At 44.3% G+C, this 24,245-nt stretch carries 21 protein-coding genes; 11 read left to right on the forward strand and 10 right to left on the reverse strand.

Annotated elements, in window-relative coordinates; genetic code table 11:
* The first annotated feature begins 125 nt into the window (after positions 1-125).
* Positions 126-2,486: a response regulator gene (locus tag A3762_RS04450; protein WP_068478473.1), complete on the forward strand. Its 2,361-nt coding sequence runs from the start codon at positions 126-128 to the stop codon at positions 2,484-2,486.
* Positions 2,487-2,552: 66 nt separating this feature from the next.
* Positions 2,553-2,972, forward strand: a complete 420-nt coding sequence (locus tag A3762_RS04455; protein ID WP_068475036.1) for a PilZ domain-containing protein — start codon at positions 2,553-2,555, stop codon at positions 2,970-2,972.
* Here the strand turns inward: A3762_RS04455 and tsaA are convergent.
* The 8 genes from tsaA to pilB all read right to left on the reverse strand — a co-directional run bounded on the left by tsaA (position 2,965) and on the right by pilB (position 9,868).
* Positions 2,965-3,660, reverse strand: a complete 696-nt coding sequence (gene tsaA / locus A3762_RS04460; RefSeq protein WP_068754252.1) for a tRNA (N6-threonylcarbamoyladenosine(37)-N6)-methyltransferase TrmO — start codon at positions 3,658-3,660, stop codon at positions 2,965-2,967. The two genes, A3762_RS04455 and tsaA, sit on opposite strands and share 8 nt — an antisense overlap.
* A 31-nt stretch (positions 3,661-3,691) precedes the next feature.
* Positions 3,692-4,717 (reverse strand): hypothetical protein, encoded by a 1,026-nt coding sequence (locus A3762_RS04465; RefSeq protein ID WP_068754254.1) that lies wholly within the window; start codon positions 4,715-4,717, stop codon positions 3,692-3,694.
* The gene (locus A3762_RS04470; protein WP_068475447.1) at positions 4,683-5,129 is read right to left on the reverse strand and encodes an HIT family protein; all 447 of its coding nucleotides are present in this window, start codon (positions 5,127-5,129) and stop codon (positions 4,683-4,685) included. Before A3762_RS04470 ends, A3762_RS04465 begins: the two co-directional genes overlap by 35 nt.
* Position 5,130: 1 nt before the next feature.
* Entirely contained in the window at positions 5,131-5,352 is a 222-nt protein-coding gene (gene yacG, locus A3762_RS04475; protein WP_068753667.1) for a DNA gyrase inhibitor YacG, read from the reverse strand.
* Complete coding sequence (gene coaE, locus A3762_RS04480) at positions 5,353-5,964, reverse strand: dephospho-CoA kinase (protein WP_068754256.1); 612 nt, start codon at positions 5,962-5,964, stop codon at positions 5,353-5,355.
* A 33-nt stretch (positions 5,965-5,997) separates the two neighbouring features.
* A complete protein-coding gene (locus A3762_RS04485; RefSeq protein ID WP_068754258.1) occupies positions 5,998-6,864 on the reverse strand; it encodes an A24 family peptidase in 867 nt (288 codons plus the stop codon).
* A 71-nt stretch (positions 6,865-6,935) separates the two neighbouring features.
* Complete coding sequence (locus A3762_RS04490) at positions 6,936-8,159, reverse strand: type II secretion system F family protein (protein WP_068754260.1); 1,224 nt, start codon at positions 8,157-8,159, stop codon at positions 6,936-6,938.
* Between the two features lie 2 nt (positions 8,160-8,161).
* Positions 8,162-9,868 (reverse strand): type IV-A pilus assembly ATPase PilB, encoded by a 1,707-nt coding sequence (pilB, locus tag A3762_RS04495; protein ID WP_068754262.1) that lies wholly within the window; start codon positions 9,866-9,868, stop codon positions 8,162-8,164.
* A 534-nt stretch (positions 9,869-10,402) separates the two neighbouring features.
* On the opposite strand from pilB, the gene A3762_RS04500 reads away from it, so the two are divergent.
* The 3 genes from A3762_RS04500 to A3762_RS04510 are packed head-to-tail and all read left to right on the forward strand — an operon-like array spanning position 10,403 to position 12,750.
* Positions 10,403-10,834, forward strand: a complete 432-nt coding sequence (locus tag A3762_RS04500; RefSeq protein ID WP_369820660.1) for a pilin — start codon at positions 10,403-10,405, stop codon at positions 10,832-10,834.
* Between the two features lie 60 nt (positions 10,835-10,894).
* On the forward strand, positions 10,895-11,317 hold the full coding sequence (locus A3762_RS28675) for a pilin (RefSeq protein WP_068754264.1): 423 nt from the start codon (positions 10,895-10,897) through the stop codon (positions 11,315-11,317).
* Positions 11,302-12,750 (forward strand): O-antigen ligase, encoded by a 1,449-nt coding sequence (locus tag A3762_RS04510; RefSeq protein ID WP_068754267.1) that lies wholly within the window; start codon positions 11,302-11,304, stop codon positions 12,748-12,750. The genes A3762_RS28675 and A3762_RS04510 overlap by 16 nt, the downstream gene beginning before the upstream one ends.
* 66 nt (positions 12,751-12,816) lie before the next feature.
* Here the strand turns inward: A3762_RS04510 and A3762_RS04515 are convergent, their stop codons facing one another.
* Together A3762_RS04515 and A3762_RS04520 are read right to left on the reverse strand one after the other, a co-directional pair.
* Entirely contained in the window at positions 12,817-13,134 is a 318-nt protein-coding gene (locus A3762_RS04515; RefSeq protein WP_068754269.1) for a ComEA family DNA-binding protein, read from the reverse strand.
* A gap of 195 nt (positions 13,135-13,329) precedes the next feature.
* Positions 13,330-13,551 carry a SlyX family protein gene (locus tag A3762_RS04520; RefSeq protein ID WP_068754271.1) on the reverse strand — a complete coding sequence of 74 codons (222 nt, stop codon included), beginning with the start codon at positions 13,549-13,551 and terminating at the stop codon, positions 13,330-13,332.
* Positions 13,552-13,980: 429 nt separating this feature from the next.
* Between A3762_RS04520 and A3762_RS04525 the strand changes: the two genes are divergently transcribed.
* From A3762_RS04525 to A3762_RS04550, 6 genes are all read left to right on the forward strand, one after another.
* Positions 13,981-15,132 carry an efflux RND transporter periplasmic adaptor subunit gene (locus A3762_RS04525; protein WP_068754273.1) on the forward strand — a complete coding sequence of 384 codons (1,152 nt, stop codon included), beginning with the start codon at positions 13,981-13,983 and terminating at the stop codon, positions 15,130-15,132.
* A complete protein-coding gene (locus tag A3762_RS04530; RefSeq protein ID WP_068754275.1) occupies positions 15,129-18,239 on the forward strand; it encodes an efflux RND transporter permease subunit in 3,111 nt (1,036 codons plus the stop codon). Before A3762_RS04525 ends, A3762_RS04530 begins: the two co-directional genes overlap by 4 nt.
* An 86-nt stretch (positions 18,240-18,325) precedes the next feature.
* Positions 18,326-19,357, forward strand: coding sequence for an AraC family transcriptional regulator (locus A3762_RS04535; RefSeq protein WP_068754276.1), 1,032 nt, complete (start codon positions 18,326-18,328; stop codon positions 19,355-19,357).
* A gap of 215 nt (positions 19,358-19,572) precedes the next feature.
* Positions 19,573-20,781, forward strand: coding sequence for an acetyl-CoA C-acetyltransferase (locus A3762_RS04540; protein ID WP_068754278.1), 1,209 nt, complete (start codon positions 19,573-19,575; stop codon positions 20,779-20,781).
* Between the two features lie 34 nt (positions 20,782-20,815).
* Positions 20,816-22,948, forward strand: coding sequence for a 3-hydroxyacyl-CoA dehydrogenase NAD-binding domain-containing protein (locus tag A3762_RS04545; RefSeq protein ID WP_068754280.1), 2,133 nt, complete (start codon positions 20,816-20,818; stop codon positions 22,946-22,948).
* A 114-nt stretch (positions 22,949-23,062) separates the two neighbouring features.
* Complete coding sequence (locus A3762_RS04550) at positions 23,063-24,202, forward strand: acyl-CoA dehydrogenase family protein (protein ID WP_068754282.1); 1,140 nt, start codon at positions 23,063-23,065, stop codon at positions 24,200-24,202.
* The last annotated feature ends 43 nt before the right edge of the window (positions 24,203-24,245 follow it).

A 24,245-nucleotide genomic window follows, 5' to 3' on the forward strand; every position in this document is an offset into this window, starting at 1 on the left:
CAAGGATTGAGAGCGGAGCATATCAGTTTATCTTTTATTTAACGGCGCTCAGGATAGAGCAGACCGAAGTTATTTGTTAGTGTTGTTACGCACATATAATAATTTACTAATAAAACGGAGTTTTCGTGTTGTCGCTCTTAGAAGGACTTTTTGAATCAAAATTGTTAAGCAAAATTTGGTTCAAGAGCGTTGGTGTCGTTCTCTTCGCTACGGCAGCTTTATATATAGTCAAAGGAATAAGTGAATTTAGATCATATCAACATCTTGTTGAGAGTTGCGCCAAGCAGAAGCTAGTCCGAGAAGGTGAGCAACTAGCGCGAAATCTCAAGCAAAATGATTTGGAATATATTTCGGCACGTCTTAATACGATCGAGTATTCCTGTGCGATGCCTTTCGACCGAAGCTCTAGTGACTATTCTACATATCATGTTCGTCCTCAGGCTGACTTCTTTTGGTCCGTTTCTAAAAACGAATCCGAAGTTATGCGGATTGGTAAAAGCCTGCTTGCTGGTCCCACTTCTACGGTTAGTTATCCTCTAAGTATTTGGTCTGAAGGTAATTCGGGAGATTACTGGGTTGGAACAATATCCCTTAAGCTTTATTTCGGGGACCATGTTGAACACTTAACATCGTCGTATTGGTCAGATTATGGTGTGGACGCAACAAAGTCTGTCATCGTTTTAACCTTGGTGTTTGCTTGGATTTTTTTCGCCTTTATTCGTCCTAATCAGGAATTTACTCGACGCTTGAGCGACCCCGCTATGAGCTCGTCGCAGATAAGAAACCTTATAGGTGGACGTAGGGATGAATTGAGCGGTCTATGGCGTGCCGTTTTGACAGTCAAAGAAGCGTCTGAAGTAGAGCGCTTTGAGTTTGAATCTCAGATCAGAGAGCTTGATGCACATATCAGTAAGGTGGAACGTGGTCAGATTGGGCAAAATCTATCAACTGAACAAGCGAGTTCAGACATTAAGAGCGCAATTGCTCGCACACTAGCGCTACACGCACGTGCTTCACATGACGGCGATAAGCAGGCTGCGTTTTTATCAAACTATTTATCTGCTGTGTTAAGTGTAAGTGCCAACCTGCATGAGCGAGCATTAATGGAATCGGGTGAGGTCGCTCTCTCGGAAATACCATTTAGCCTAAGAGTGTTTGGCTTATTTTTAGTAAATGAATTTAAACGGCGTTTTGAGCGCCGAAATGTGGCTTTTATTTTTGATTTTGACGAAGACTTACCTGATTTCGTTGAAGGCGACCCTCAGAAGATTAGGCGGATCACGAGAAATGCATTTAAGCGTTTATTGTTGGAGCCGAGTTTGGAGCAAGTGACATTTAGCATAAGTAAGAAAGATATACCCATGAAAGACACTCGGTACGTGTTTGAGCTAGTAGGGCAAGCAAGGAAACATGGGCAGCTTCTGGATGCGACGGAATCTGGCTCAAATGCCGAACGCGGGCCCACGTCAATGCTAGAGATGCTCTGTTACATCATGGGTGCTCGCTGGGTGTTCTCAAAGGGTTTAGATGGTGAGTTGACCCAAAGTCTAAGCCTGAGGTTGCCTTCGCCTGTTATTGGTAGCGCAAGCAGCGTTAACCTAAATGACCTAAGTGGGCTTACAGAGGCGAGTGTATTGGTATACGATTTGGCTACGAAAGCAAATAGTTTTGTTTACGAAGCACTGTCTAGTGCGTGCGACAACATCGATTACACAAACTCATATGATCAGTTATTAAGTGCATTGAAGGGTCATCCAAGCTACCAAATATTAGTTGTAAGTGATCTTGTGCCTAACATGTCATCTCGCGAATTTTTGTCTGAATTAAGACGCTGCATTTCAGCAACAATTCAGATTCTTGTGGTGAGCGAAAGCCCTCAAGCGGGGGATGTTCAGGAGTATAGTGAGATAGGTGTGCAAGGACTGCTGTCGCGCAGTAATTTTGCGCATCTTGGGGTGCAAACCGTCAACTATATGCTTCAAACTGACCGAACGCTTGGTCACAAGCGAAAAAGCATAGTGACGCGCTATAGTGTTATTGATTTCCTTAGTCCTCTGAATATACAGGCGCTGCCGGCAGACTTAGCCCCAAATTACGATGTGGGTACTGTTTTACTCATCGCGGAAGAGTTGGTCTGTATCGAATTTACGCGACAACATTGTGAGAAGTTTGGTGCTCAATTTGTACACTACAAATCAGCATTTGAAGCAGTGGATGCATTCAGGCAAGAGGCTTTCGAGCTTGTTCTTGTTGATGATGCGTTTACTGATATAGATACACTCACAGTGATTGAAATGCTCCGGAATATAGAGGGGAAAAGGCGAGATAACGTTCCTACACCTGTTATAGCTCTCGGTAACATGGATCAGGATAGTAAAGATATCTATCTTAAAGGAGGCGCAACGGACGCTATCAATAAGTACACAATAGATGGCACATTGTCTGCTGCGTTTAAAAAATATTTAAACTGTAAAATAAGTGCATAGTTATTGACCTGCTAAGGTCGACTGCTACATTGGATGTTAATAAGAAGGATAAACAAAGGATTGATTATGGTCGCACGTGCATATATTCGACACCCGTCTGATATGCCTATCGAACTATCAACGGTTCCAGAGGACAGAGCCGTTTGTACGTTTACAAAAGATATCAGTGTTGGTGGGTTAAGTTTTAGTTCTTCAAGGTCCTTTGGTAAAGGCGCGCTCGTTTCAATTAAAATCCCGGTAATTGATCCTCCTTTCGAAGCTCAAGCTCGCGTTATATGGTGTTTAACTCAGGAAGATGGCTATGAAATCGGCTTAGAGTTTTGTACCTCTGGTGATGCCTATCGTGCTCGGATGGTCGAGCAGATCTGTCATATTGAGCATTACCGATTGTGGGTGAGAGAAGTAGAAGGGCGCGAATTAGACTCTGAAGGTGCTGCTGCGGAATGGATAGGAAAATTCGCAAAGGAATTCCCCGCTTTTAGCTAGTAATGTCTATAACGATTAGAGAGTTCTGTTCTACACGGAATTTAATTTCAAAGGCATATAACTTCATGCCATAGATCTTAGGGTCCTCGTTTTGTTGCTTATACGCAGGACGAGGGTCTTGTTCCATAACTTCCTTTACAAAACACTCTAGGTTCGTGTAACCATTTTTAGTCAAGGCGTGAAGCATTGCTCTCGCTTTGTCACTGAACACAACATCTAGTTTTGAAGATGGTGCGTTTTTCGCGATGCCACACTGAGGATTGATAGCGCTATCGGAATATTCAATATAGGGTTTGATATCGTATATAGGTGTGCCATCGAGTAAGTCAGGACATGAGACGATTAAGCTAGTCTTTTTGTCGAGAATGACTTGCTTTAGCTCGACAAGTGACAGTCCCAGAGAATTTGGTCTAAATGATGAGCGGGTTGCAAAAACACCAGTTTTTTTATTGCCTCCAAGTCTAGGCGGTCTAACTAAAGGCTTGAATTCGGCATGTTCGTGCTGATGAAAGCCAAACTGCAGCCAGAGATGTGAATACTCTTCTAAGCCAACGAATGCATCCGGTTGATCGTAAGGCGAAACGAATTCTATGACGGAATTTGCGTGTTTGATAAGCGAGGGCTGCCTTGGAATACCGAATTTTTCTTTAAAAGGCGTGCTCGCAAATGCGATAGGAGTAATATTCATGTGAATGCTGATTTAGCTTAAGTGGAAATGCTTATTCTTTCTCAGAGAATACCATTTCTATTTTAATCGTAAACGATGGATCCATCTTCCAGTTATCTTCTTTTGGGTAATACATTTCTGGAATCATTTCGTAAAACAGCCATTCCTTCATCAATTTCCGACGATAAATGGCGTTAACAAAATACCCAGTCGCTTGCACTTCTGGCTTCGTCTCAGCAAGCATCCCTACTTGATAATTGATAGCCCTTTTTGAGTCAATTTCACGCAAGAAAGAGTAGGTGTGAGCGAGCTCCCAAAGACGTTCTTTATGATCGTATTTTCCATCTATTCCTTGCCGGAAGATAAACCAAGGTCCTTGTCGCTGCAGCGTAAATTCAGCATGCGCCCCCCAACCCTCATCGTGATAGTAGTAAAGAGCATCGTGCGAGGAAACGCTCCATACGTCTGTAAATTCATATCTCCCGTGAAGACGGTAACGCCAGAAAGGCTCGATCGGATCTCCTAATTTAACCCCAACACCAGTACTTGTATCAAAGTCCTTCAGATTTCGAAGTGTAAAATCGAGCGCGCCTGAGGCTGTGTCTTTTACGCGTTTGTCGTCTTCTTTGCGCCCAATTGCGCGTTTCTTATCACGTACACTCTGTTCTTCGGGTGTTTCACTCTCAACAATGAGCCGAAGTTTTTTTTGTAGCGTAGGAAGGTGAAGGCGAAACTTTACTATTGGATCAAGATAGCTATGGCCGCTCTTGTACTGCTGAAATTCAAAGCCAACCTTTAAAAAGCTATTATTACTCGATTCGATCACTTCTTCATCGGCAAAAAAACTGTCGAGCCTTTTTGCCGTATCGCCGACGACATGCCCCCAATAATTGCGGTTTTCTGTAAGCCATGTAAGCGTTGGTGAATCTTGTTTTTCGGAAGGAATAGAGCTTCTATCTTTTGCTGAGGGGGAGGTAAATTCGACATCATTAGCACTTGATGTAAATGCGCACATCAATAGCGCGACAGCAGTAATACTCGCACTAAAAATACTTGGCGATTTGACGCGCTTGCTCATCCAGTGTGGCACGCTTTTCTTGTCTTCCCATGAGTCCAGTGACATGCAGTGCTAGTTTAGGCAATGATCGTAAAAAGTCATGCTTTTTGCGAGGAATTATATGAAGGTGGATGTGCGGAACTGTTTGATTAGCAGCTTTGCCATCATTTAATAGAATATTACAGCCATCCTCTCCAAAGCCTGCTCTAATCATTGCGCTCATCACCTTACGTCCTAAATCGAAGAGTTTGGACTGATGTTCGTCTGATAGCGCTGAAATCCGATCGTGATGAGCGCGAGGTATGATTAAAACATGCCCAGAACTTAGGGGGTAAGCATCCATAATAATCATGAAGTGTTCATCTTCATAAATCACGCTGGCCGGCAATGCACCGTTATTAATCGCGCAAAATGGACAGGGTCGACGACTCATATTATTGAAGGCTTTCAGAAGTGTTAGATGCGCTTTGCGCTTCGGCGATTTCCCATTCGTCTTGGCTTTGAGAAGCGATGCTGTACTCCTCTGAAGCCCAAGCGCCGAGATCAATTAATTTACAGCGTTCGCTACAAAATGGACGCTCTTTATTCTTCTCTTCCCATGTAACAGGGTCTGCGCAGGTTGGACAATTAACGATTAGAGGAGAGTTGTTTGACATTTATTTTGACTCGGCAAGTTTGAGATATTCTTCGTGTTGTGAGTCTACCATGGCGTTCAGGTGGTCTAAATCACCATCGTTTAAAATAATGTCGTGAGCACGCTCTTGTTTCATTTTTCTAGGCATTTGAGCAGCAATGATTTTCCCTATGTCTTCTTCTGAAGCGTTATCTCGCGTGGCTGCACGGATTTTTTGATCTGCCTCGGTGGCGTCAATTAATAATGTGCGCGTGCAGAGCCGGCTTTGTTTTGTTTCGAATAACAAAGGCGAGACTAGAATTGCGTAAGCTGATTCTGCTTGGCTAAGCTGTCGAATAATCTCAGATCGAATAAGTGGATGTAAAAGAGTTTCGAGCCAGCGCTTCGCATTGCTGTCAGAAAAGATAATTTCACGTAAGCGTGCTCGATTTAACGCGCCTTTTTGCTCGCCGTCTGAATGCAGAACGTCCGTTCCAAATTGCTTAGCGATCATGCCTAGCGCACTAGAACCAGGCTCGACAACTTCACGTGCGACAACATCCGCATCAACTACGGTTACACCAAGTGTTTCAAATCGATCACTGGCAGCGCTTTTCCCCGAGCCGATACCGCCCGTTAATCCAACGATTAGCATAAGGTGTTTGGTCTCTTTCTTATTAAGATCTGGCTAGCCAAGCCAAATGGTTTTAATTTGTTCGCCCGACATAAGCGCAATCCAGCCAGCAGCTGCCAGGTATGGGCCAAATGGCATGGGTTTATTTTTCTCGCGACCGACAATCGCCATTGCAAGTATTCCGTAAGCGGCTCCTACAAAAGAGGATAATATAATGATAATCGGAAGCATTTCCCAGCCGAGCCACGCGCCCAAAGCTGCCAGTAGCTTAAAGTCGCCGTATCCCATTCCTTCTTTACCTGTCGCTAGCTTGAACAGCCAATACACGGACCAAAGAGATAAATAACCCGCAACCGCACCCCAGAAGGCGCTGTCGAAGTTAGTCACTAATCCAAAACTGTTGACAATCAAGCCTAACCACATAAGAGGTAGGGTAATGTTGTCTGGCAAAAGTTGGGTGTCAGCATCAATCATCGTGAGAGCTATGAGTGCCCAGGTAAAGAGAAGCAAAGCAAAGCTCTCGTAGCTTGCGCCAAAACTGTATGCAATGGCAAAGCACATAAAACCACTGGTCAACTCAACAAGCGGATAGCGAATACTAATTTTTGTTGAGCAATTACTGCATTTACCGCGTAGAAATACCCAACTCAGTACCGGGATGTTTTCCCAAGGCTTAATCGCATGGCCGCAGTTAGGGCACGTGGAATTAGGTTTTGATAGGGTGATTTTTTTTTCTTCGGGAGCTTCCTGCTCCAGAAATTCGGACGCTTGCTGACGCCATTCCTGATGCAACATTTTGGGCAGGCGGTGAATGACGACATTTAAAAAACTGCCAACTAAAAGGCCAAGAACAACATAGCTTGTATATAACATAACGCTGTTATTGTTCAGTGCAGATATGAGTGAGTCGATTTCTTGCATGGATTTTCTTTCTTATGAGCATAAAAAAGGCAAAGCCGAAACTTTGCCTATTTATAATTGTAATATACCAATTAAACCACTTTACCCATCTGGAATATTGGTAGGTACATACCGATGATCAAGCCGCCAACTAACACACCAAGCACAGACATAATGATCGGTTCCATGAGTGTGGTCATATTGTCTACGAGATTGTCTACTTCTTCTTCAAAGTGTTCCGCGACCTTATCAAGCATCGTATCAAGGGCGCCTGATTCCTCACCAATTGCGACCATTTGAACAGCCATGGTTGGGAATACACCTGTTTGCTTCATGGAGAATTGCAATTGCGTACCTGAAGCGACTTCGTCGCGTATTGTATTAACGGCATTACGATATACGACGTTGCCAGTAGCGCCTGCAACCGAATCTAGCGCATCAACGAGCGGTACACCGGCTGCAAAGGTGGTAGATAGTACGCGTGAAAAACGTGCGACCGAAGATTTGTCGATAATGTTGCCGACAATAGGCATTTTCAATAGCGCGCGATCGAATCCGTCCCTAAATGCTTCGCTGCGAGCTTTAGCCTGGCTAAATGCGTACCCGATACCTACGATTGCGGCGAGAACTATCAGCCACCATTCCTGTAGCCAGCGTGAAATACCGATAATCATCTGGGTAAACGCGGGGAGTTCAGCGCCGAAACCTGAGAACATATTTTCAAATTGGGGTACTACTTTCAGAAGCAATATGGCTGTCACGATCATTGCAACGACCAATACCGAGATAGGGTAGGTCATCGCTTTCTTTACTTTCTTTTTCAGCGTCTCAGTTTTTTCCATGTAAGTCGCAACACGGTCTAGCATGGTTTCAAGTGCACCAGATTTTTCACCTGAGTCGACAAGGTTCACAAACAGGTCATCAAAATGTTGAGGGTGTTTTTTGAGTGCTCCAGCAAAATTGTTACCCGCGGCAACATCATTTTTAATGTCTATTACAAGCTCTCTAAGAGTCGGGTTTTCTAAACCATCTGCGACGATATCAAAGGATTGAATTAGAGGTACACCGGCTTTCATCATTGTGGCAAGCTGGCGAACGAAAATGGCGATGTCAAAAGGAGTGATTTTTTTCTTTTTGGCGCCGCCGCCAATGGAGAATGCTGGCTTTTTGACCTTTGAGGCGTTAATACCTTGTTTACGTAGCTGCGCTTTAACAAGAGCTGCAGTTTCTGCGGTCATAGCGCCCTTGATTTTATTGCCTTTGCGGTCTGTACCTTCCCACTCAAAATTAATGGGTTTTTTTGCCGTGGTTGCCATGCTTATTCCTTCGTTACTCGCTGTACTTCTTCGAGACTAGTTACACCCTCAATTGCTTTTAATAGCGCTGATTTACGAAGATCGTTAAAACCCTCTTCTTCGGCGGCTTTGGCAATGGTTAGGGAGTCTGCTTCAGACATAATTAACTGCGAAATCTTAGGGGTGATTTTCACAACTTCGTAAATGCCTACTCTTCCTTTATAGCCGTTATTACACTTATCGCAGCCTTTAGGTTGGTAGATTGTGATGCCTTCATCAATTTGCGCTTCAGTAAAGCCTTCTTCAAGCAGGGTTTCGCGAGGCACGTCCAATGGTTCTTTGCAATTACTACATAAGCGACGAGCTAATCGTTGGGCGATGATCAAGGACACAGACGTAGCGATGTTAAACGCTGGTACACCCATATTTAACATACGTGTCAGAGTCTCTGGCGCGCTATTGGTGTGTAGCGTCGACATAACCATGTGGCCGGTCTGTGCCGCTTTAATCGCGATAGAGGCTGTTTCAAGGTCACGGATCTCACCAACCATTACGATGTCCGGGTCTTGACGTAAGAATGAGCGCAGGGCTTCAGAGAAGTTAAGGCCAACTTTGGCGTTTACGTTAACTTGGTTGATACCCTCGAGGTTAATTTCTACAGGGTCTTCCGCTGTTGAGATGTTCCTTTCAGGAGTATTCAGAATATTAAGACCCGTGTATAGCGAAACCGTTTTACCTGATCCCGTAGGGCCGGTGACAAGAATCATACCCTGTGGTTGGTGCAAGGCTTCCATATACATGTCTTTTTGCACGTCTTCGTAACCAAGGGCGTCGATACCCATTTTCGCAGAGCTAGGATCAAGAATACGGAGTACGATTTTTTCGCCCCAAAGAGTCGGAAGAGTATTGACACGGAAGTCGATTGCTTTGGTTTTGCTCAACTTCATTTTAATACGACCATCTTGCGGGATACGTCTTTCAGAAATATCCATTTGCGACATTACTTTTAAACGCGCCGCAATTTTTGGTGCAAGCTTGATGGACGGACGCGATACTTCATGCAAGATACCATCTGTGCGATAGCGCACCCGGTATGATTTTTCGTATGGCTCAAAGTGTAAGTCAGAGGAGCCTTTTTTGATCGCGTCTAGAAGCATTTTATTTACATACTTAACGATAGGGGCGTCGTCTGTATCTGCGGATGTGTTATCTTCTTCCTGCTCTTGACCTTCGTCTAAATCAATATCGAGATCTTCATCATCAAGATCTCCCATGGAGTCGTCTTGCGATTCAAGATAGCTATCGATAGCAGAGGATAGCTTGTCGTCTTCGACTAGCACTGAATCAACACTCATGCCGGTATGGAATTTAATCTCATCGACAGCGTTTACGTTAGTCGGATCTGAAACTGCTATAAAGAGTCTGTTGCCGCGCACATATAAAGGAAGTGCGCGATGTTTGCGAATAAGTTTCTCGTCAACAAGCTTCTCTGGAAAGGATTCTTTTAAAAATGCGCCAAGGTCTAAAACTGGAACGCCAAATTCCTCTGCAGCGGAAAACGCAATGGCTTTAGAGTTTGCTAAGTTCTCTGATACGAGATGCGTGATCAACGGGATGTTATTTTCGATTGCATGCGTTTGTGCCTTTAATGCGGTGTCTTCATCAATAATCTGATCAAGAACGAACTTGCGGGCGAGTCCAGTTAAGTTTGTTGGGGCATTGCTTGCCATAGTGTTCTCTTACTGATAGGTGTTTCTAACTCAATAAGCAGAATTAGATGCGCGTATTTATTATTAGCTTACGTGCGTTTATTCAACTGCTATTTAAAAATTGTAGAGCAAGTTTCGGTTTTTTAAAGAGATTCTACCTAGTACGGAGCATTATGTGGCGTTAAAGCTAGTTTAGGTGTTTGTTGATTTGTCATCGCAACTTGTTGTGAATGGGCTAAATCGGAATTTGCTAGTGTCATGTCTGTGTAAGAAGTGACAAATTACGTCACTTAGTGCTAACGGAAGTAGTCTGTTTTGGTTTATTGCTGCTTTTAGTTATTTCTCTTTAAAAGCCCTAAGTCATTGCTTTTAAATAAAAATAAATTTTTTTATTGCGCTTGGCACGGGTACTGCTAACGTTAGTATTAGACGCGCTTGATGACTGCTTTGAGAACTTTTTTGCAGTTTGAAAGGAAAGGTCTCAAAGCGGTCAATAACGCCCAAGCGGCTAAGAAAAGAATTATTGTTCGCTCATAGAGCATTTGGAGATTGATAATGAACAAAGCAATGCAAACAGCACAGAAAGGTTTTACGCTTATTGAATTGATGATCGTTGTTGCGATTATCGGTATTTTGGCAGCAGTTGCGATTCCTGCATATTCTGATTACCAAGCTTCGTCAAAAATGACTGCGGCACTTGCTGAAGCTTCTGCACTTAAAACTGGTGTAGAAGTTGATATGAATAATGGTGGTGCTGCAGCTTCTTCCACTACAACTGGTAACTGCGGACCACTAGCTGTTGCAGTAACCTCGACTCCTGGTGAAGCAACTATTTCATGTACGATTGATAATGCACCTGCACAGGTGGATGGTATTGTGATGCGCTGGACTCGCTCAGCGGGTGGCGATTGGTCTTGTGGTGTTGTTAGCTCAAACCAAGCAGTTCTTGATTTGGCTCCACGTACTTGTAACACTACTTCTTCTTAATAAGAATTGGTGAGATAGAAACGCTCCTTCGGGAGCGTTTTTTGTTTGGGGGTTAAGATTATGAAAATGCAAAGACAAAGGCACAAAGGTTTTACCCTAATTGAGCTTATGATTGTCGTGGCAATCATTGGTATTTTAGCCGCAGTAGCCATTCCAGCATATTCAGATTATCAAGCTAGCTCAAAACTCACTGCGGGCTTGGCCGATATCACTCCGGGAAAGCTTAGTTTTGAGATGGTGTTGATGAATGGTGGTACTGTCTCATCGATTGCTGACCTCAATGAGCTGTCTGCTTCAACATCTAATTGTCTTATTACGGCCGATGCGACGTCCATTTCGTGCGCGCTGCAAAATACGCCTTCTCAACTTGTTGGTAGCACTGTCATCTGGCAACGTAACGCTGACGAGACATGGTCATGTGTTGTATCTGGGTTGACGGGCTCAGCGCGAGATTTAGTTCCTCGTTCATGTATCGCATCTTAGTTAACGAATCAAGAATTCTTCAGCGATATTTTATTGTCGTATTATCGCTTTTCTTTATTTTCGCACTTGTTCCTTACCTTCCGACTCTGGGCTGGAGCCGCTTTAACTTTCAAAAAATCCTGCAAATCTTGTTGTTGAGCTTTTGTTTTGGTGCGGTTTTGATTTGTCAGTTTCGTGCTTATCTCTATCACGCTAATAATTGTTCATTAACAACGTTTACCCCTATTCAGTTATCCATATATGCACTGCTCATATTTTTCGGGTTTGGTTTGATGTCCGTGATTTATAGTCACGACCCTAGCTATGTCTTTATGCATTGGTTTCATTGGATCTTGCTAGCCTGTCTATATATCGTTTCTACTGCACTGACTTCACAACGATATCTGCTTGCTCTGGGATGTGTGTTCGTATGCACGTTTACGATTCTATGCTTATTTTCCCTTTTGAATATTGTGTTTAGTGTACTTTCAAGCGATCCCTTAGATCCGGGACGAATTTACCGTGGTTTTCCAAACATTCGATTCTTCAATCAGGTTCAGGCTTTCATCATTCCTTTGTTATTAGGCGGGCTTTTGTTTGAGCAGACTAAAAGAATTGCTTGGTTATTGCTTACCTTGAATTTGTTGTTAATGGTCATTGGTTATGGCCGCGGAATATTTGTTTCGTATATCGCGCTATTGGTCCTACTGCCTGTTTTCTTTAAGCGGTACTTCAAATTGTCGTTATGGGGATCTGCGGCTCTGGCTCTGGCGCTTGTTATATATGCTTTGCTCAAAGCGCTAGCACCAGCAGGTATTATGACGCCCGATGCTTTGCTTCGAGAGAGTCAGTTTGGACGTATTGATGGCTGGCTTCAGGTTATACATAAGTTTGAAGTACATACTTTATTCTATGGAGTCGGTCCGGGAATGTATCGCGAGGCATGGGGTGGTGGACATAGTTTGATTAGTCATCCGCACAATAGCCTGATTCAACTTATTTATGAATGGGGAGCTGTAGCCGCAGGTATTGTGCTTTCGGCCGTGATTTGTACTTTGTACTTTGCTGTTAGAGCAATCAATGCCACAGATCAAACTGACAAATTACTCATTACGCTACTGATGATGTTTGTAATGGCATTGAGCTATTCAATGTTCTCTGGTGTTGTAGTAATGCCAATTCCTCAGACATTAATGTTTATAGTGTGGGGAATGCTCATTGGGCGCATCAGTTTGGTGAACGAGTCTTCGGATTTCCATGAAATGGCTCAGATCTTTGATATTCGACCTTTTGTTAGATCATTAGTCGCAGTCATTACAGTGGTTTTACTAGGGCTTTTTTATTTTTATTTGAGCTTCGCGGCAGAGTTGTTTCTAGCGCAAGATCCTTCGGGCATTCAAGGTATCGGACCTCGATTCTGGCAAATTGGGCTCAGATTCTCTGATCTTGATTAGGGCGTTTGTATAAAATATTGTGGGTCAGAGTACTTTTACTCTGACCCCGGTTTCTTGTAGCTTAGATTACTTAGCTACAATCAAGTGCTTGTTCTTTTCTAAAATGCTTTTTCCAATTCCTTTTACTTCCTTAAGTTCCTCGACGTCGTGAAATGGGCCGTAGCTCTTTCGATATTGAATAATCGCTTCAGCTTTTTTCAGCCCGATTCCTTTTAAATTGCTGGCAATCGTTTGGGCGTCGGCTTCGTTGATATTTACAGGTGCTTGAACGGAGGTTTCTGAGGCTTGGTTTGCTTCTTGTGCATAAGCAACCGAGCTGTGTAAAAGCACAACGGCTAAAAGGCTGGCTAAGACAAGTGAAATAAAGGTTTTGATTTTAAACATAACTGCTCCTTGTTAAATGACACATGGAGCGCTTTTACCGATCGGTAAAGAGTTGAGTAGAATCCGTCTACGTATGTGGTCGCTTCCATGCGCGATAGAGTGTATTAAATGCACTAATGATTTGTAAATCGAAATCTTTGGTGTCTGGCTAATTTGAGATGTCCACAAGATCGTGAGTTATGAAATATTAGTGTATCAATAATGCGGAGGTGGTGGTTCTGGGGCGTTATCTTCATTGCCCGATTTCATTTCGTTTAGGCTTTGTTTTAGCACCTTATTTGCGGTCCATAAATCTTGAATATCGCGGCTTTGCTTTGTGACAATCTGATTTAGTGTGTCTATCGTATCGTCCTGAAATGCAAGCTTCATCTCGAGCTCTTCGAGTTTATGCGTTAGCTGTTTTAAAGAAAGTGACATATCCGCTTCTGTGCTGGTAAATGAATGCGCGAAGTATATGGCTTATCACTTTACTTTTGAATCGGTATCGCTCGCGACTATAGGTGGTTTTGGGGCGTGCTGCTGAGCAATGTAGGTGTACGATAACAATATTGAGAAAGCGATGACGCCATATATGAAGCGTCTTAATCTTGTAGTTTGTCTTCAATTATTTTGATGCGAATGGGGTGGAATCTTTTTCATTGTCCGCTGTCTGCTTATTGTTGTTGTGTGCATTCGCCGCAGATTTGTACTCGGAGTTGAGGCAAATCACGACCAAACGGCTGCATCGTTTTTAACTTGTGGCCAAATCTTAAGCGAAGATTAAGTTGTACGTCTATCGTATTTTTCTTAGTTTGATTTTTCATTTGGCCCGAGCTCGTAAGCTTGAGCGTGTTTGTTGGAGAATAAATGAAACAGGTTACCGTCATTCTCGGCATTATCGCCCTCACATTTTTGTTGATTTTTTGGTTTGGCTTATCCAAACCTGAAGCGACAAGCGGCGCTGTTGTGCAGTCTCGTGCATTGACCGTATCGGTCGAAAAACTTGAGCTAAAAGACCACCAAGTGCAGCTTCGTTCTTTTGGCCTTATCGAGCCTGAGTTTGATTATAAGATTCATGCCCTTGTTGCGGGGCACGTCGTGACCAAGAGTCATCGCTTCAAAAATGGCGAGCGGGTTCGTTCAGACGATGTGTTACTGGTTATTGATGACGTGAGTTTCTTGAGCGCAGTGGCTCAGGCTCAGGCTGAACTTTCGGCGTCGAAGCTTAACCTAGAAGATGAAAAAGCCCGAGCGCAACAAGCGCTGACAGATTGGAATAAGCGTAATCCAAATCAAAAAGCGCAAGATTACGTGTTGCGTATCCCCCATGTTAAAGCAGCCGAATCACGTTTGAGTGCGGCAAAGGTTGCGCTTGATACGGCTAAGTTAAATCTTGAGCGTACGAAGGTGCGCGCAGGCTTTGATGGTTTGATACGAAATGCAAACGTTAGGCAAGGTGAGGTGGTCTCTACTAATACTTTGCTCGGTGAAGGTTTTAGTACGAATGCAGGTATCGTAAATCTACCAGTGAACGCAAATGAGTTGAATGTACTAGCCGCTGAAGGAAGCCTTGGTGAGGTCTTGTCCATTGTTATTGAAAACACTTTGTTATCAAGTTCAGATCAGAGCAAAGTTCTTTGGCCTGCGACATTCCTGAGATTAGAGGCCGGCGTTGATACGCAAACTCAGCAGGTTACGCTCGTCGCTAGGGTAGATTCTCCCTTTGATCAAACTGAAGAACGCCTTGCATTGCTCCCTGATCAATATGTGTCAGCAACAATTACCGGGCAGGTACTGCGCGACGTTATCGTCGTTCCCAATTCATTGATCTATCAAAATGAATATGTGTATGTAGCAACAGGCGATTCATTAGATCGGCTTGAGCGACGCATGGTGAAGGTTATTCATCAAGACGATACGTATTCAGTGATCGGTGAGGGACTTAAAGCGGGTGAAATGTTAATCACTACGGCATTGGGTCAACTTTCATCTGGTACGTTGATAAAGGTTGCTGAATGATTGCTTGGTTCGCGCGCAATAGTGTCGCAGCAAACTTATTGATGCTCACAATCGTTCTGATTGGATTGGGCTCTTTAAAACTCAATATTCCTCTTGAAGTTTTTCCTAGCATAGAACCCCGAATTATTCAGGCGAGCGTAGCCGTGCCTGGGGCATTGCCAAAAGATATTGAAAGCTCTGTATCAACCAAACTAGAGCAAGCGGTTGATGATCTCGAAGGTATCGCCGCATTGTCGAGTCGCTCGACTGAAGGAGTTGCTCAGGTAAATATCGAAGTCGATGAACGATATGATCCTCAAACGCTATTAGCTGAGGTTAAAAATCGAATTGATAGTGTCAACAATCTACCTGCCGATGCGGAACGTCCGATTGTCTCCTTGGTGAAACGTCAACGTGAAGTCATTGGCTTGGCTGTATACGGTGATCTTGCAGAGCGTGAATTGCGACAAGAAGCGATTAGTATTCGGGACGACTTACTGGCAATTAGTGGTGTAAGCCAGGTTGAGCTCGATGGTGTGCGCGATTATGAAGTGTCCATCTATGTGCGAGAGCAAGTAATAGAACGTTACGGCATTACTCTTGAAGAAATCGCGTCGCGCATACGTGAGGCCTCACTCGATTTGTCTGCTGGAGCAATCAAAACAGTCGGTGGCGACATATTGCTTCGCTCAAGTGGTCAGGCATATGGGGCGGATGAGTTTAGCCGTATTGTTATCCGTACTAGTAATACTGGCGGAGTCATTCGCTTGGGTAACGTTGCAGATATTGTCGACGGTTTTGTTGAGGATGTAATCATTACGCGTTTCAACGGTAAGCCAGCGGCCTTAATTGAGATATATCGCGTTGGAGACGAAAGCGCGATTGAAGTTGCTGATAAGGTAAAAAACTACATAGCAACGCACAGCGAAGAGCAAAACCAGTTGTTGCAATTAACCGCATGGCGAGACCGGTCTAATATCGTGAAAAAGCGTCTCAAGACTTTAAGCGATAGTGCGATACAAGGCGGTATTCTTGTGATGTTGCTGCTGACCTTGTTTTTACGCCCCGCGATCGCTTTTTGGGTTTGTATCGGTATTCCTGTCACCTTTATGGGTGCCTTTTTTGTCATGCCGTTTTTTGGCGTGAGTATTAATATCATCTCGTTATTTGGCTTCATCTTAATACTGGGGATCGTTGTTGATGATGCGATTGTCACGGGCGAGAATATTTACTCGCATCTCAGAAAATCCGAGAGCGGTATCGAGGCCGTGATCAATGGAACGCAGGAAGTTGCTGTTCCGGTGACATTCGGGATCCTCACCACTATCGCTGCGTTCATGCCCATTGCTTTTATTGAAGGTGTTCGTGGTCAACTGTTTGCTGCAATCCCTGTGGTGGTCATACCGATTCTTTTATTTTCACTAATTGAATCGAAGTTAATACTCCCAGCGCACCTCAAGAACATCAGAATTCATCGTTCTCAAAGCGATACCTTAATGGGTAAGTTGCTAGCGTTGCAGGAACGTTTTGCAATCGGGTTTGAGCGCTTTGTATTACGCTTCTATCAGCCAATGCTTAGCGTCGCCTTGCGGTATCGCTATGCGTGTTTGACCTTTGCTATTTGCTTACTCTTCATACTCAGCAGTGCGCTGAGCTCAGGCTTAATGCGTTTCATATTTTTCCCTAAAGTGCAGAGTGAAGTGGCAAGAGCCTCGTTAACGATGCCAACGGGCACCCCAGCGCCTGTTACCGATCAGCACGTCGTCTTCATGCTAGAGCAGGCACAAGTATTACAAGACAAGTATATCGACCCCGTTAGTGATGAATCGATTATCGAGAACATTATGGCGACAACAGGCTCAGCGGGTAGCTCATCAGGCAGTAATATTGGTCGGGTAATGTTTGAAATTACAGCACCTGAAGATCGCTCTCTGGCGATATCTAGTCGAGAACTGGTCAATGAATGGCGCCGCCTCGTAGGTACTATTCCTGGTGCTGACGGACTGACCTATCGCGCCGAAATTGGTCGTGTCAGTGATCCTATTGATATCGAATTGCGTGGTGATGACTTCGATGAGTTGTCGGCAATCGCGGATAAATTGAAAGAAAAGCTCGCGTCTTATCCTAGTGTCTTTGATGTCAGTGATACCTTCTCTGATGGCAAGCAGGCCTTAGACATCAATTTACGCAAAGAAGCGCATGTATTGGGATTGACTAGGCAGCAAGTTGTATCACAAGTGAGGAATATCTTCTTTGGGCTCGAGGTGCAGCGCATTCAACGAGGTCAAGATGACATAAAGGTTGTATTGCGTTATCCCATTGACGAGCGTCAGAGTGTCGCTAAATTGCGCGATGTATTAATCACGACGCCTACCGGTGAACGCGTTCGCTTGGGTGCGATTGCTGATCTGTCTCCATCGATCAGTCCCTTGTCGATTCTTCGTAAAGACGGTAAGCGTACGATCAATGTGCAGGCTGATGTCGACAAGCAAAACACCAACATGTTGATTTTGAATCAAGAGTTAAGAGATTTCTTAGACCTTGAATTGGCTGCATATCCTGGAATTACGTACTTGTTAGAAGGTGAGGCCAAAGAGCAAAGTCAGTCGTTTGGAAGCTTGAAGTATGGGTTATTGTTCGTTGGATTTGTCGTGTACTGCTTATTGGCAATTCCGTTCAAGTCCTACTTTCAACCGTTTATCGTGATGTCAGTGATTCCCTTTGGGGCAATAGGCGCGATTGGTGGCCATTTCATTATGGGAATGGATCTTACCTTAATTAGTTTGCTAGGTATGCTCGCGCTTATCGGTGTTGTGGTGAACGATAGCTTGGTGCTCGTTGATTTCGTGAATAAAAAGCGCGCAGAGGGGATGGCGATTCATGATACCGTGCGCATTGCTGCAGCGTCACGCTTTAGGCCTGTGATATTGACGTCACTGACAACCTTTATCGGCTTAATGCCTTTGTTGTTTGAAAAATCGACACAAGCGCAGTTCTTGATTCCTATGGCGGTGTCTTTGGGCTTTGGGATCTTGTTCGCGACCTGTATTACCCTGATATTAGTGCCGATTAACTATCTTGTGGTTGAAGATATCAAGCGATTGTTTTTAAAAACACATTCACACTAGAGCGCGTTTGTTTACAATGAATGGTAAGAGCTTAGGCATCAGGTCTAGGTTCTTATTTGATTTATAGAATAAAAACTAGGTGTATTTTGAAGCGTCAGCATTCTGTTCCCATTCAACTCATTCGATCATTACTTATCGCACCTCGTAAACGTGCGGTTGATCTTGAAGTCGTGTGTGCGCAAGCCGGACTTGTGCACTGGCTTGATTTGATTGAGATTGATGATGACAGTACGCGCTTTCCCCTTGAGGAGCTTGGCGTATTCTTAATTACCTTGTGGCGCTACATGGAAGATGAGGCTGGCGGCTTTCTGAGTCACCGACTCAAACTCGGAACGTTTTCGATGATGTGTCACGCCCTTATCTCTGCCCCTAACCTCAGAAGAGGATTGCTTCGAAGTGCTCGGTATATCGCCTTGCTTACGGATGATCTGCGTTTGACCTTAGAAGAAGAGGGCGACGAGGCTCGCTTTGTGTTCGATTGGGATAACCCCCTTGGTGAAGATGAAGTGTTTTTTATTACCTCTATGTTCGTGATATGGATTCGTTTGTCTTGTTGGATGATTGATCGCCCAATGTTGCTTGATAGGGTCGATTTTCAGTTTGTCGAGCCTAGTTATTCAGATGAATTTTCGCTGATGTTTCCGTGCGCACTGAACTTTGGTGTCGAGCGAAATGTCTTTGCATTTAACAAGCGAATGCTTGGATTACCCATTAAGCAAGATCCGCATACTCTTGTAAATTTCCTCAGCCACGCGCCTCAATCTTTGCTGACGCAATTTAGGGCAGATGATAGCGTCACAGCACAAGTGAAAAGGCTTTTAATTGATGCTTATGCTAAGTCATCAACTCTAAGTTTTGATGATACTTCAGAACATCTAAATACAACCACACATACGCTCAGACGTCGCTTAAAAGAAGAAGGGCACAGCTTTCAAGAGATCAAAGATAGTGTGCGTCGGGAGCGGGCGTTCTTACTGTTAAAGACATCTGATATATCCGTGAATCAACTATCAGAGTTGCTAGGCTTCTCTGAACCTGCCGCGTTTATTCGTGCATTTAAGAAGTGGTCAGGTCAAAGTCCAACCGCATTTCGTAGTCCAAAATCAGAATCTCATTAAATCCAATTTTTCTCTCCAGTGCTTTCGAAGTAAGAGTATTTCACTTCTGTTTTGCGTCATTTTTGATTTGTGAAACTTAGTCTTACCGAACTTTTAGCTTTCGTTAAACCTGTAAGAAAAGATCAACAAGCTTGTAAGGTTTTATCATTGAGCCAAGCGCTTGCTTGTTTATAGTCATTATCGGTTTGAATCCAATACAACAGGAATGAAAGATAATGACAAACGAAGCCCTGATTTTTGATGCTATTCGTACCCCTCGTGGTCGAGGGAAAGCGACTGGCGCACTTCATGAAGTAAAACCAGTTACTTTGCTGTCCGACTTATTAAACACCTTACAAGAGCGCAATGGTTTCGATACAAATTATGTAGATGACATTGTAATGGGCTGTGTGACGGCGGTTGGTGATCAGGGCGCGGACATCGCTAAAACTGCTGCACTTGCAGCGGGATGGGATGAGGACGTTGCTGGTGTTGTGCTCAATCGTTTCTGTGCATCTGGTTTAGAAGCCGTAAATACCGCTGCAATGAAGATTCGTTCGGGTTGGGAAAATCTTGTTGTCGCGGGTGGCGTTGAGTCTATGTCACGTGTGCCAATGGGTAGTGATGGTGGTGCTTGGGCAATGGACCCAGAGACTAACTTTGATACAGGGTTTATGCCTCAAGGTATCGGTGCTGACTTAATCGCAACGCTTGGCGGATATTCGCGCGAAGATGTTGATACCTTTGCCATGAACTCTCATAAAAAAGCAGCGGCTGCGTGGGAACGCGGGTCTTTCGGTAAATCAGTCATTCCAGTGACCGATCGCAATGGCATTACGATACTTGCTCATGATGAGCTTGTTCGCGCAGATAGTAATCTAGAAACCTTAGGCGGGCTAAAAGCCTCGTTCCAGATGATGGGTGATATGGGCTTTGATGGTGTAGCACGTCAGCGCTACCCACAAGTAGAAAATATTGCTCACGTTCATAGCCCGGGTAATTCATCGGGTATCGTTGATGGCGCGGCGGCAGTGTTGATTGGTAGCGCTGAAGCGGGTGAGAAATTTGGTATGAAACCTCGTGCTCGCATTGTTTCTACGGCAGTAGTTGGTACGGACCCAACCATTATGCTTACAGGTCCAGCACCATCTGCTCGAAAAGCACTGAAAGTCGCAGGCATGTCAGTAGATGATATTGATTTATTTGAAGTCAATGAAGCTTTCGCTTCAGTAGTGATGCGCTTTATTGATGAGATGGGTGTTAACCCTGACAAAGTTAACGTGAATGGCGGTTCAATTGCTATGGGGCATCCATTAGGTGCTACCGGCGCCATGATTCTTGGAACACTTCTCGATGAGTTAGAGGCACGTGATTTGAAAACCGGACTGGCCACCTTATGTGTAGGCGGTGGTATGGGTATCGCGACAATTATTGAACGTGTTTGAGAACAAGAATTAGAGAAGGTTTAAGGAAAATTTCATGAGTTCAGTTATCTACGAAAAAGATCAAAATAATATTGTTCACCTGATTCTTGATAAGCCAAATTCTGGTGCCAACTTGATGGACCAAGAGTTCACAGAGTCTATGGTTGCTGCAGTTGAACAGCTTATAGGTGATGACTTTGATGGCGTGTTGTTCCGTTCGAATAAGACAACATTTTTTGCCGGCGGTAATCTTGATGATTTGTTCGTGACACAGCGAGAAAATGCGCAGCAGTTATACGACATGGTACAGAGCATTAAAGTGTCGATGCGTTATCTCGAAACCTGTGGCAAACCGGTTGTTGCCTGTATTAATGGTGCAGCGCTTGGTGGCGGTTGGGAATTAGCACTTGCCTGTCATCACAGAATATCTGTCAGCGAAGGCGTGAAGCTCGGCTTACCTGAAGTGACGCTTGGCTTGCTGCCAGGTGGCGGTGGTGTTGTGCGCATGTCACGATTGCTTGGTCTGCAAGCTGCTTTGCCATACCTAACAGAAGGCAAGCAGTTTAAGCCAGAGAAAGGTAAAGAGCTGGGGTTGATTGATGAGATCGTCGCGTCTGAAGACGAGCTCGTCGATACAGCGATTGCATTTATCAAAGCAAATCCGAAAGTTCAGCAGCCGTATGATGTGAAAGGCTATAAAGTACCTGGCGGTAAACCAACTAATCCTGCGCTTGCGAAGATGCTACCGATAGCACCGGCAATGATGCGTGACAAAACGAAAGGTGTTTTGCCTGCACCTGAAGCGATCTTGTCTGTGATGGTAGAAAGTCTTCAGGTGGATATCGACTCAGCAATGCGCATAGAGACGCGTTATTTCGTTGAGTTGGTATGTGGTCAGGTTTCTAAAAACATGATTAATACATTCTGGTATCAGCTTAATGAAATCAACGCTGGTGCGGCACGTCCTGAGGGTGTTGAGAAAACGAAATTCAAAAAGCTGGGTGTGCTTGGCGCAGGGATGATGGGTGCTGGTATTGCATATTCTGCATCAACGCGTGGTATCGAGGTTGTTCTGAAAGATGTCAGCCAAGAATCGGCAGAGAAAGGTAAAGAGTACAGTCAGAATATTCTTGATAAGAAAGTTAAGAAAGGCCGTTTGAGTGCAGATAAGCGCGATGCGACCTTGGCGCGCATTCATCCAACTGCGGATGCCGCTGATTTAGAAGGCTGCGATATTATTATCGAAGCAGTGTTTGAAGATCGTGGTTTAAAGGCCAAGGTAACGCAAGAAGCTGAAGCGCAGATGCTCGAAACAGGCGTCTTTGCATCAAATACATCAACTTTACCGATAACAGGTCTTGCTGAGTCGTCAGCGCGTCCTGAAAAGTTCATCGGTCTGCATTTCTTCTCGCCAGTCGACAAGATGCCGTTGGTCGAAATTATCTGCGGTCAGCAAACTTCCGATGAAACCTTAGCCCGAGCTTATGACTTTGTTCAGCAGATCGCGAAAGTACCTATTGTTGTGAACGATAGCCGTGGTTTTTATACCTCTCGTGTATTTGGCACTTATGCAAATGAAGGTATGGCTATGTTGGGCGAGGGTGTACCTGCAGCTGCCATCGAAAATGCGGCGTTCTTATCTGGCTTCCCTGTTGGTCCAATTGCCGTCACAGATGAAGTGAGCATGACCTTGGTCGAGAAAATTCGTAACCAAACTATTCGTGATATGGAGGCTGAGGGCAAACAATATAAAGTTCACCCAGCAGATGCTGTGGTAGACAAAATGCTAGAAGCGAGTCGTCCCGGCAAATTAGCTGGTGGCGGTTTTTACGAATACCCCGCAGCAGGCAAGAAACACCTGTGGTCTGGTCTAATGGAGTTGTTTGGTCAAAGCGCTGAGTTTGCGCTCGAAGATCTGCAAGATCGTCTTTTGTATATTCAAGCGATTGAAACGGTTAGGTGTGTTGAGGAGAAAGTGCTTACCTCTGTGCGTGACGCAAATATCGGTTCGATTATGGGGATTGGATATCCTGTATGGACTGGCGGTATTTTACAGTTCATCAACCAAACTGGACTGCCAGAATTCGTGGAACGTGCCGAAGAACTTCACGAACGATTTGGCGATCGCTTTGCAGTTCCTGAGTTACTGAAAGAAATGGCTCAGAAAGGTGAGACATTTAAAGATTAGTGCTAGAAGCCTGACGTCTCACGTTGGGCATCTAGTAATAAGAATAATTAAGGTAATAAACATAAAACGGGGCGAGATAATCCATTCCGCCCCAAGCTATAAAGAGGTTTCAACATGATCCCACGTACTGTTTATGAATCTGAACACGAGATGTTTCGAGATAGTCTTCGAAAGTTCTTGGAAGAAGAGGCTGTGCCTTACCATGCCCAATGGGAAAAAGACGGCCATGTATCTCGTGAACTGTGGACGAAGGCTGGCCAGCAAGGCTATTTGTCTCCAACAGTTGGCGAAGAATACGGCGGTGTAGGCGCAGATTTTCGTTATAACGCGATCGTAGATGAAGTGGTTGCAGAACTTGGCCTAAGTGGCATTGGTTTTGGGTTGCATTCGGATATCGCGGTTCCTTATATCGAGCGTTACGGCACGGAAGAACAGAAGCAAAAATATCTTCCGAAATGTGTAAGTGGTGAGATTGTCACCGCGATTGCGATGACTGAGCCGGGAACGGGATCGGACTTACAGGGGGTGAAGACCAATGCTGTGCTCGATGGGGATCACTATGTATTGAATGGATCGAAGACCTTTATTACTAACGGCCAGTTGGCAGACCTTTACATCGTTGTTGCGAAGACTGACCCAGACGGCGGCGCAAAAGGCACCAGCTTATTACTAGTTGATGCGGATTCAGCAGGATTTTCTAAAGGCACGAACTTAGAAAAGATTGGTATGAAAGCTCAGGATACTTCTGAGTTATTCTTCCAAGATGTAAAAGTGCCGAAAGAAAACTTACTTGGTGCTGAAGGTATGGGCTTTATTTACTTGATGCAAGAGTTGCCACAAGAGCGTTTGTCAGTCGGTTTGAATGCTATTGCTAATGCTGAGTCAATCTTCAAACAAACGCTTGCTTACGTTAAAGAGCGTAAAGCTTTCGGCAAACCAATTTCGGCGTTCCAGAACACTCAATTCAAACTCGCTGAAATGTCCTCAACGCTCACTATGGTGCGTGTTTTTGTAGATAAATGCTTGGAACTTCACCTTGAAGGTAAGTTGGATGTAGTGACAGCGGCGAAGATTAAATATCTAACCACTGAAATTCAATGTGATGTGATAGATGAATGTTTGCAACTGCATGGCGGTTACGGCTACATGTGGGAATATCCGGTTGCACGTGCTTATGCTGATGCGCGCGTTCAAAAGATATACGCAGGCACGAATGAAATCATGAAGCTAATCATTGCAAGGTCAATGGTCTGATCTTCGTTTGTATGTGAGACACGATGTCATGTTGGGGTCAGAG

The organism is Oleiphilus sp. HI0125, from assembly GCF_001635355.1.

What these genes read in the sequence shown, in the direction of transcription:
- A3762_RS04470 (WP_068475447.1), bottom strand. Translation starts at nt 5,129, where the DNA reads ATGAGTCGTCGACCCTGTCCATTTTGCGCGATTAATAACGGTGCATTG.
- A3762_RS04515 (WP_068754269.1), bottom strand. Translation starts at nt 13,134, where the DNA reads ATGTTTAAAATCAAAACCTTTATTTCACTTGTCTTAGCCAGCCTTTTA.
- A3762_RS04550 (WP_068754282.1), top strand. Translation starts at nt 23,063, where the DNA reads ATGATCCCACGTACTGTTTATGAATCTGAACACGAGATGTTTCGAGAT.
- tsaA (WP_068754252.1), bottom strand. Translation starts at nt 3,660, where the DNA reads ATGAATATTACTCCTATCGCATTTGCGAGCACGCCTTTTAAAGAAAAA.
- A3762_RS04490 (WP_068754260.1), bottom strand. Translation starts at nt 8,159, where the DNA reads ATGGCAACCACGGCAAAAAAACCCATTAATTTTGAGTGGGAAGGTACA.
- A3762_RS04540 (WP_068754278.1), top strand. Translation starts at nt 19,573, where the DNA reads ATGACAAACGAAGCCCTGATTTTTGATGCTATTCGTACCCCTCGTGGT.
- A3762_RS04545 (WP_068754280.1), top strand. Translation starts at nt 20,816, where the DNA reads ATGAGTTCAGTTATCTACGAAAAAGATCAAAATAATATTGTTCACCTG.
- A3762_RS04485 (WP_068754258.1), bottom strand. Translation starts at nt 6,864, where the DNA reads ATGCAAGAAATCGACTCACTCATATCTGCACTGAACAATAACAGCGTT.
- A3762_RS04520 (WP_068754271.1), bottom strand. Translation starts at nt 13,551, where the DNA reads ATGTCACTTTCTTTAAAACAGCTAACGCATAAACTCGAAGAGCTCGAG.
- coaE (WP_068754256.1), bottom strand. Translation starts at nt 5,964, where the DNA reads ATGCTAATCGTTGGATTAACGGGCGGTATCGGCTCGGGGAAAAGCGCT.
- A3762_RS04510 (WP_068754267.1), top strand. Translation starts at nt 11,302, where the DNA reads ATGTATCGCATCTTAGTTAACGAATCAAGAATTCTTCAGCGATATTTT.
- A3762_RS04500 (WP_369820660.1), top strand. Translation starts at nt 10,403, where the DNA reads ATGAACAAAGCAATGCAAACAGCACAGAAAGGTTTTACGCTTATTGAA.
- A3762_RS04455 (WP_068475036.1), top strand. Translation starts at nt 2,553, where the DNA reads ATGGTCGCACGTGCATATATTCGACACCCGTCTGATATGCCTATCGAA.
- A3762_RS04465 (WP_068754254.1), bottom strand. Translation starts at nt 4,717, where the DNA reads ATGAGCAAGCGCGTCAAATCGCCAAGTATTTTTAGTGCGAGTATTACT.
- A3762_RS04525 (WP_068754273.1), top strand. Translation starts at nt 13,981, where the DNA reads ATGAAACAGGTTACCGTCATTCTCGGCATTATCGCCCTCACATTTTTG.
- A3762_RS28675 (WP_068754264.1), top strand. Translation starts at nt 10,895, where the DNA reads ATGAAAATGCAAAGACAAAGGCACAAAGGTTTTACCCTAATTGAGCTT.
- yacG (WP_068753667.1), bottom strand. Translation starts at nt 5,352, where the DNA reads ATGTCAAACAACTCTCCTCTAATCGTTAATTGTCCAACCTGCGCAGAC.
- A3762_RS04530 (WP_068754275.1), top strand. Translation starts at nt 15,129, where the DNA reads ATGATTGCTTGGTTCGCGCGCAATAGTGTCGCAGCAAACTTATTGATG.
- pilB (WP_068754262.1), bottom strand. Translation starts at nt 9,868, where the DNA reads ATGGCAAGCAATGCCCCAACAAACTTAACTGGACTCGCCCGCAAGTTC.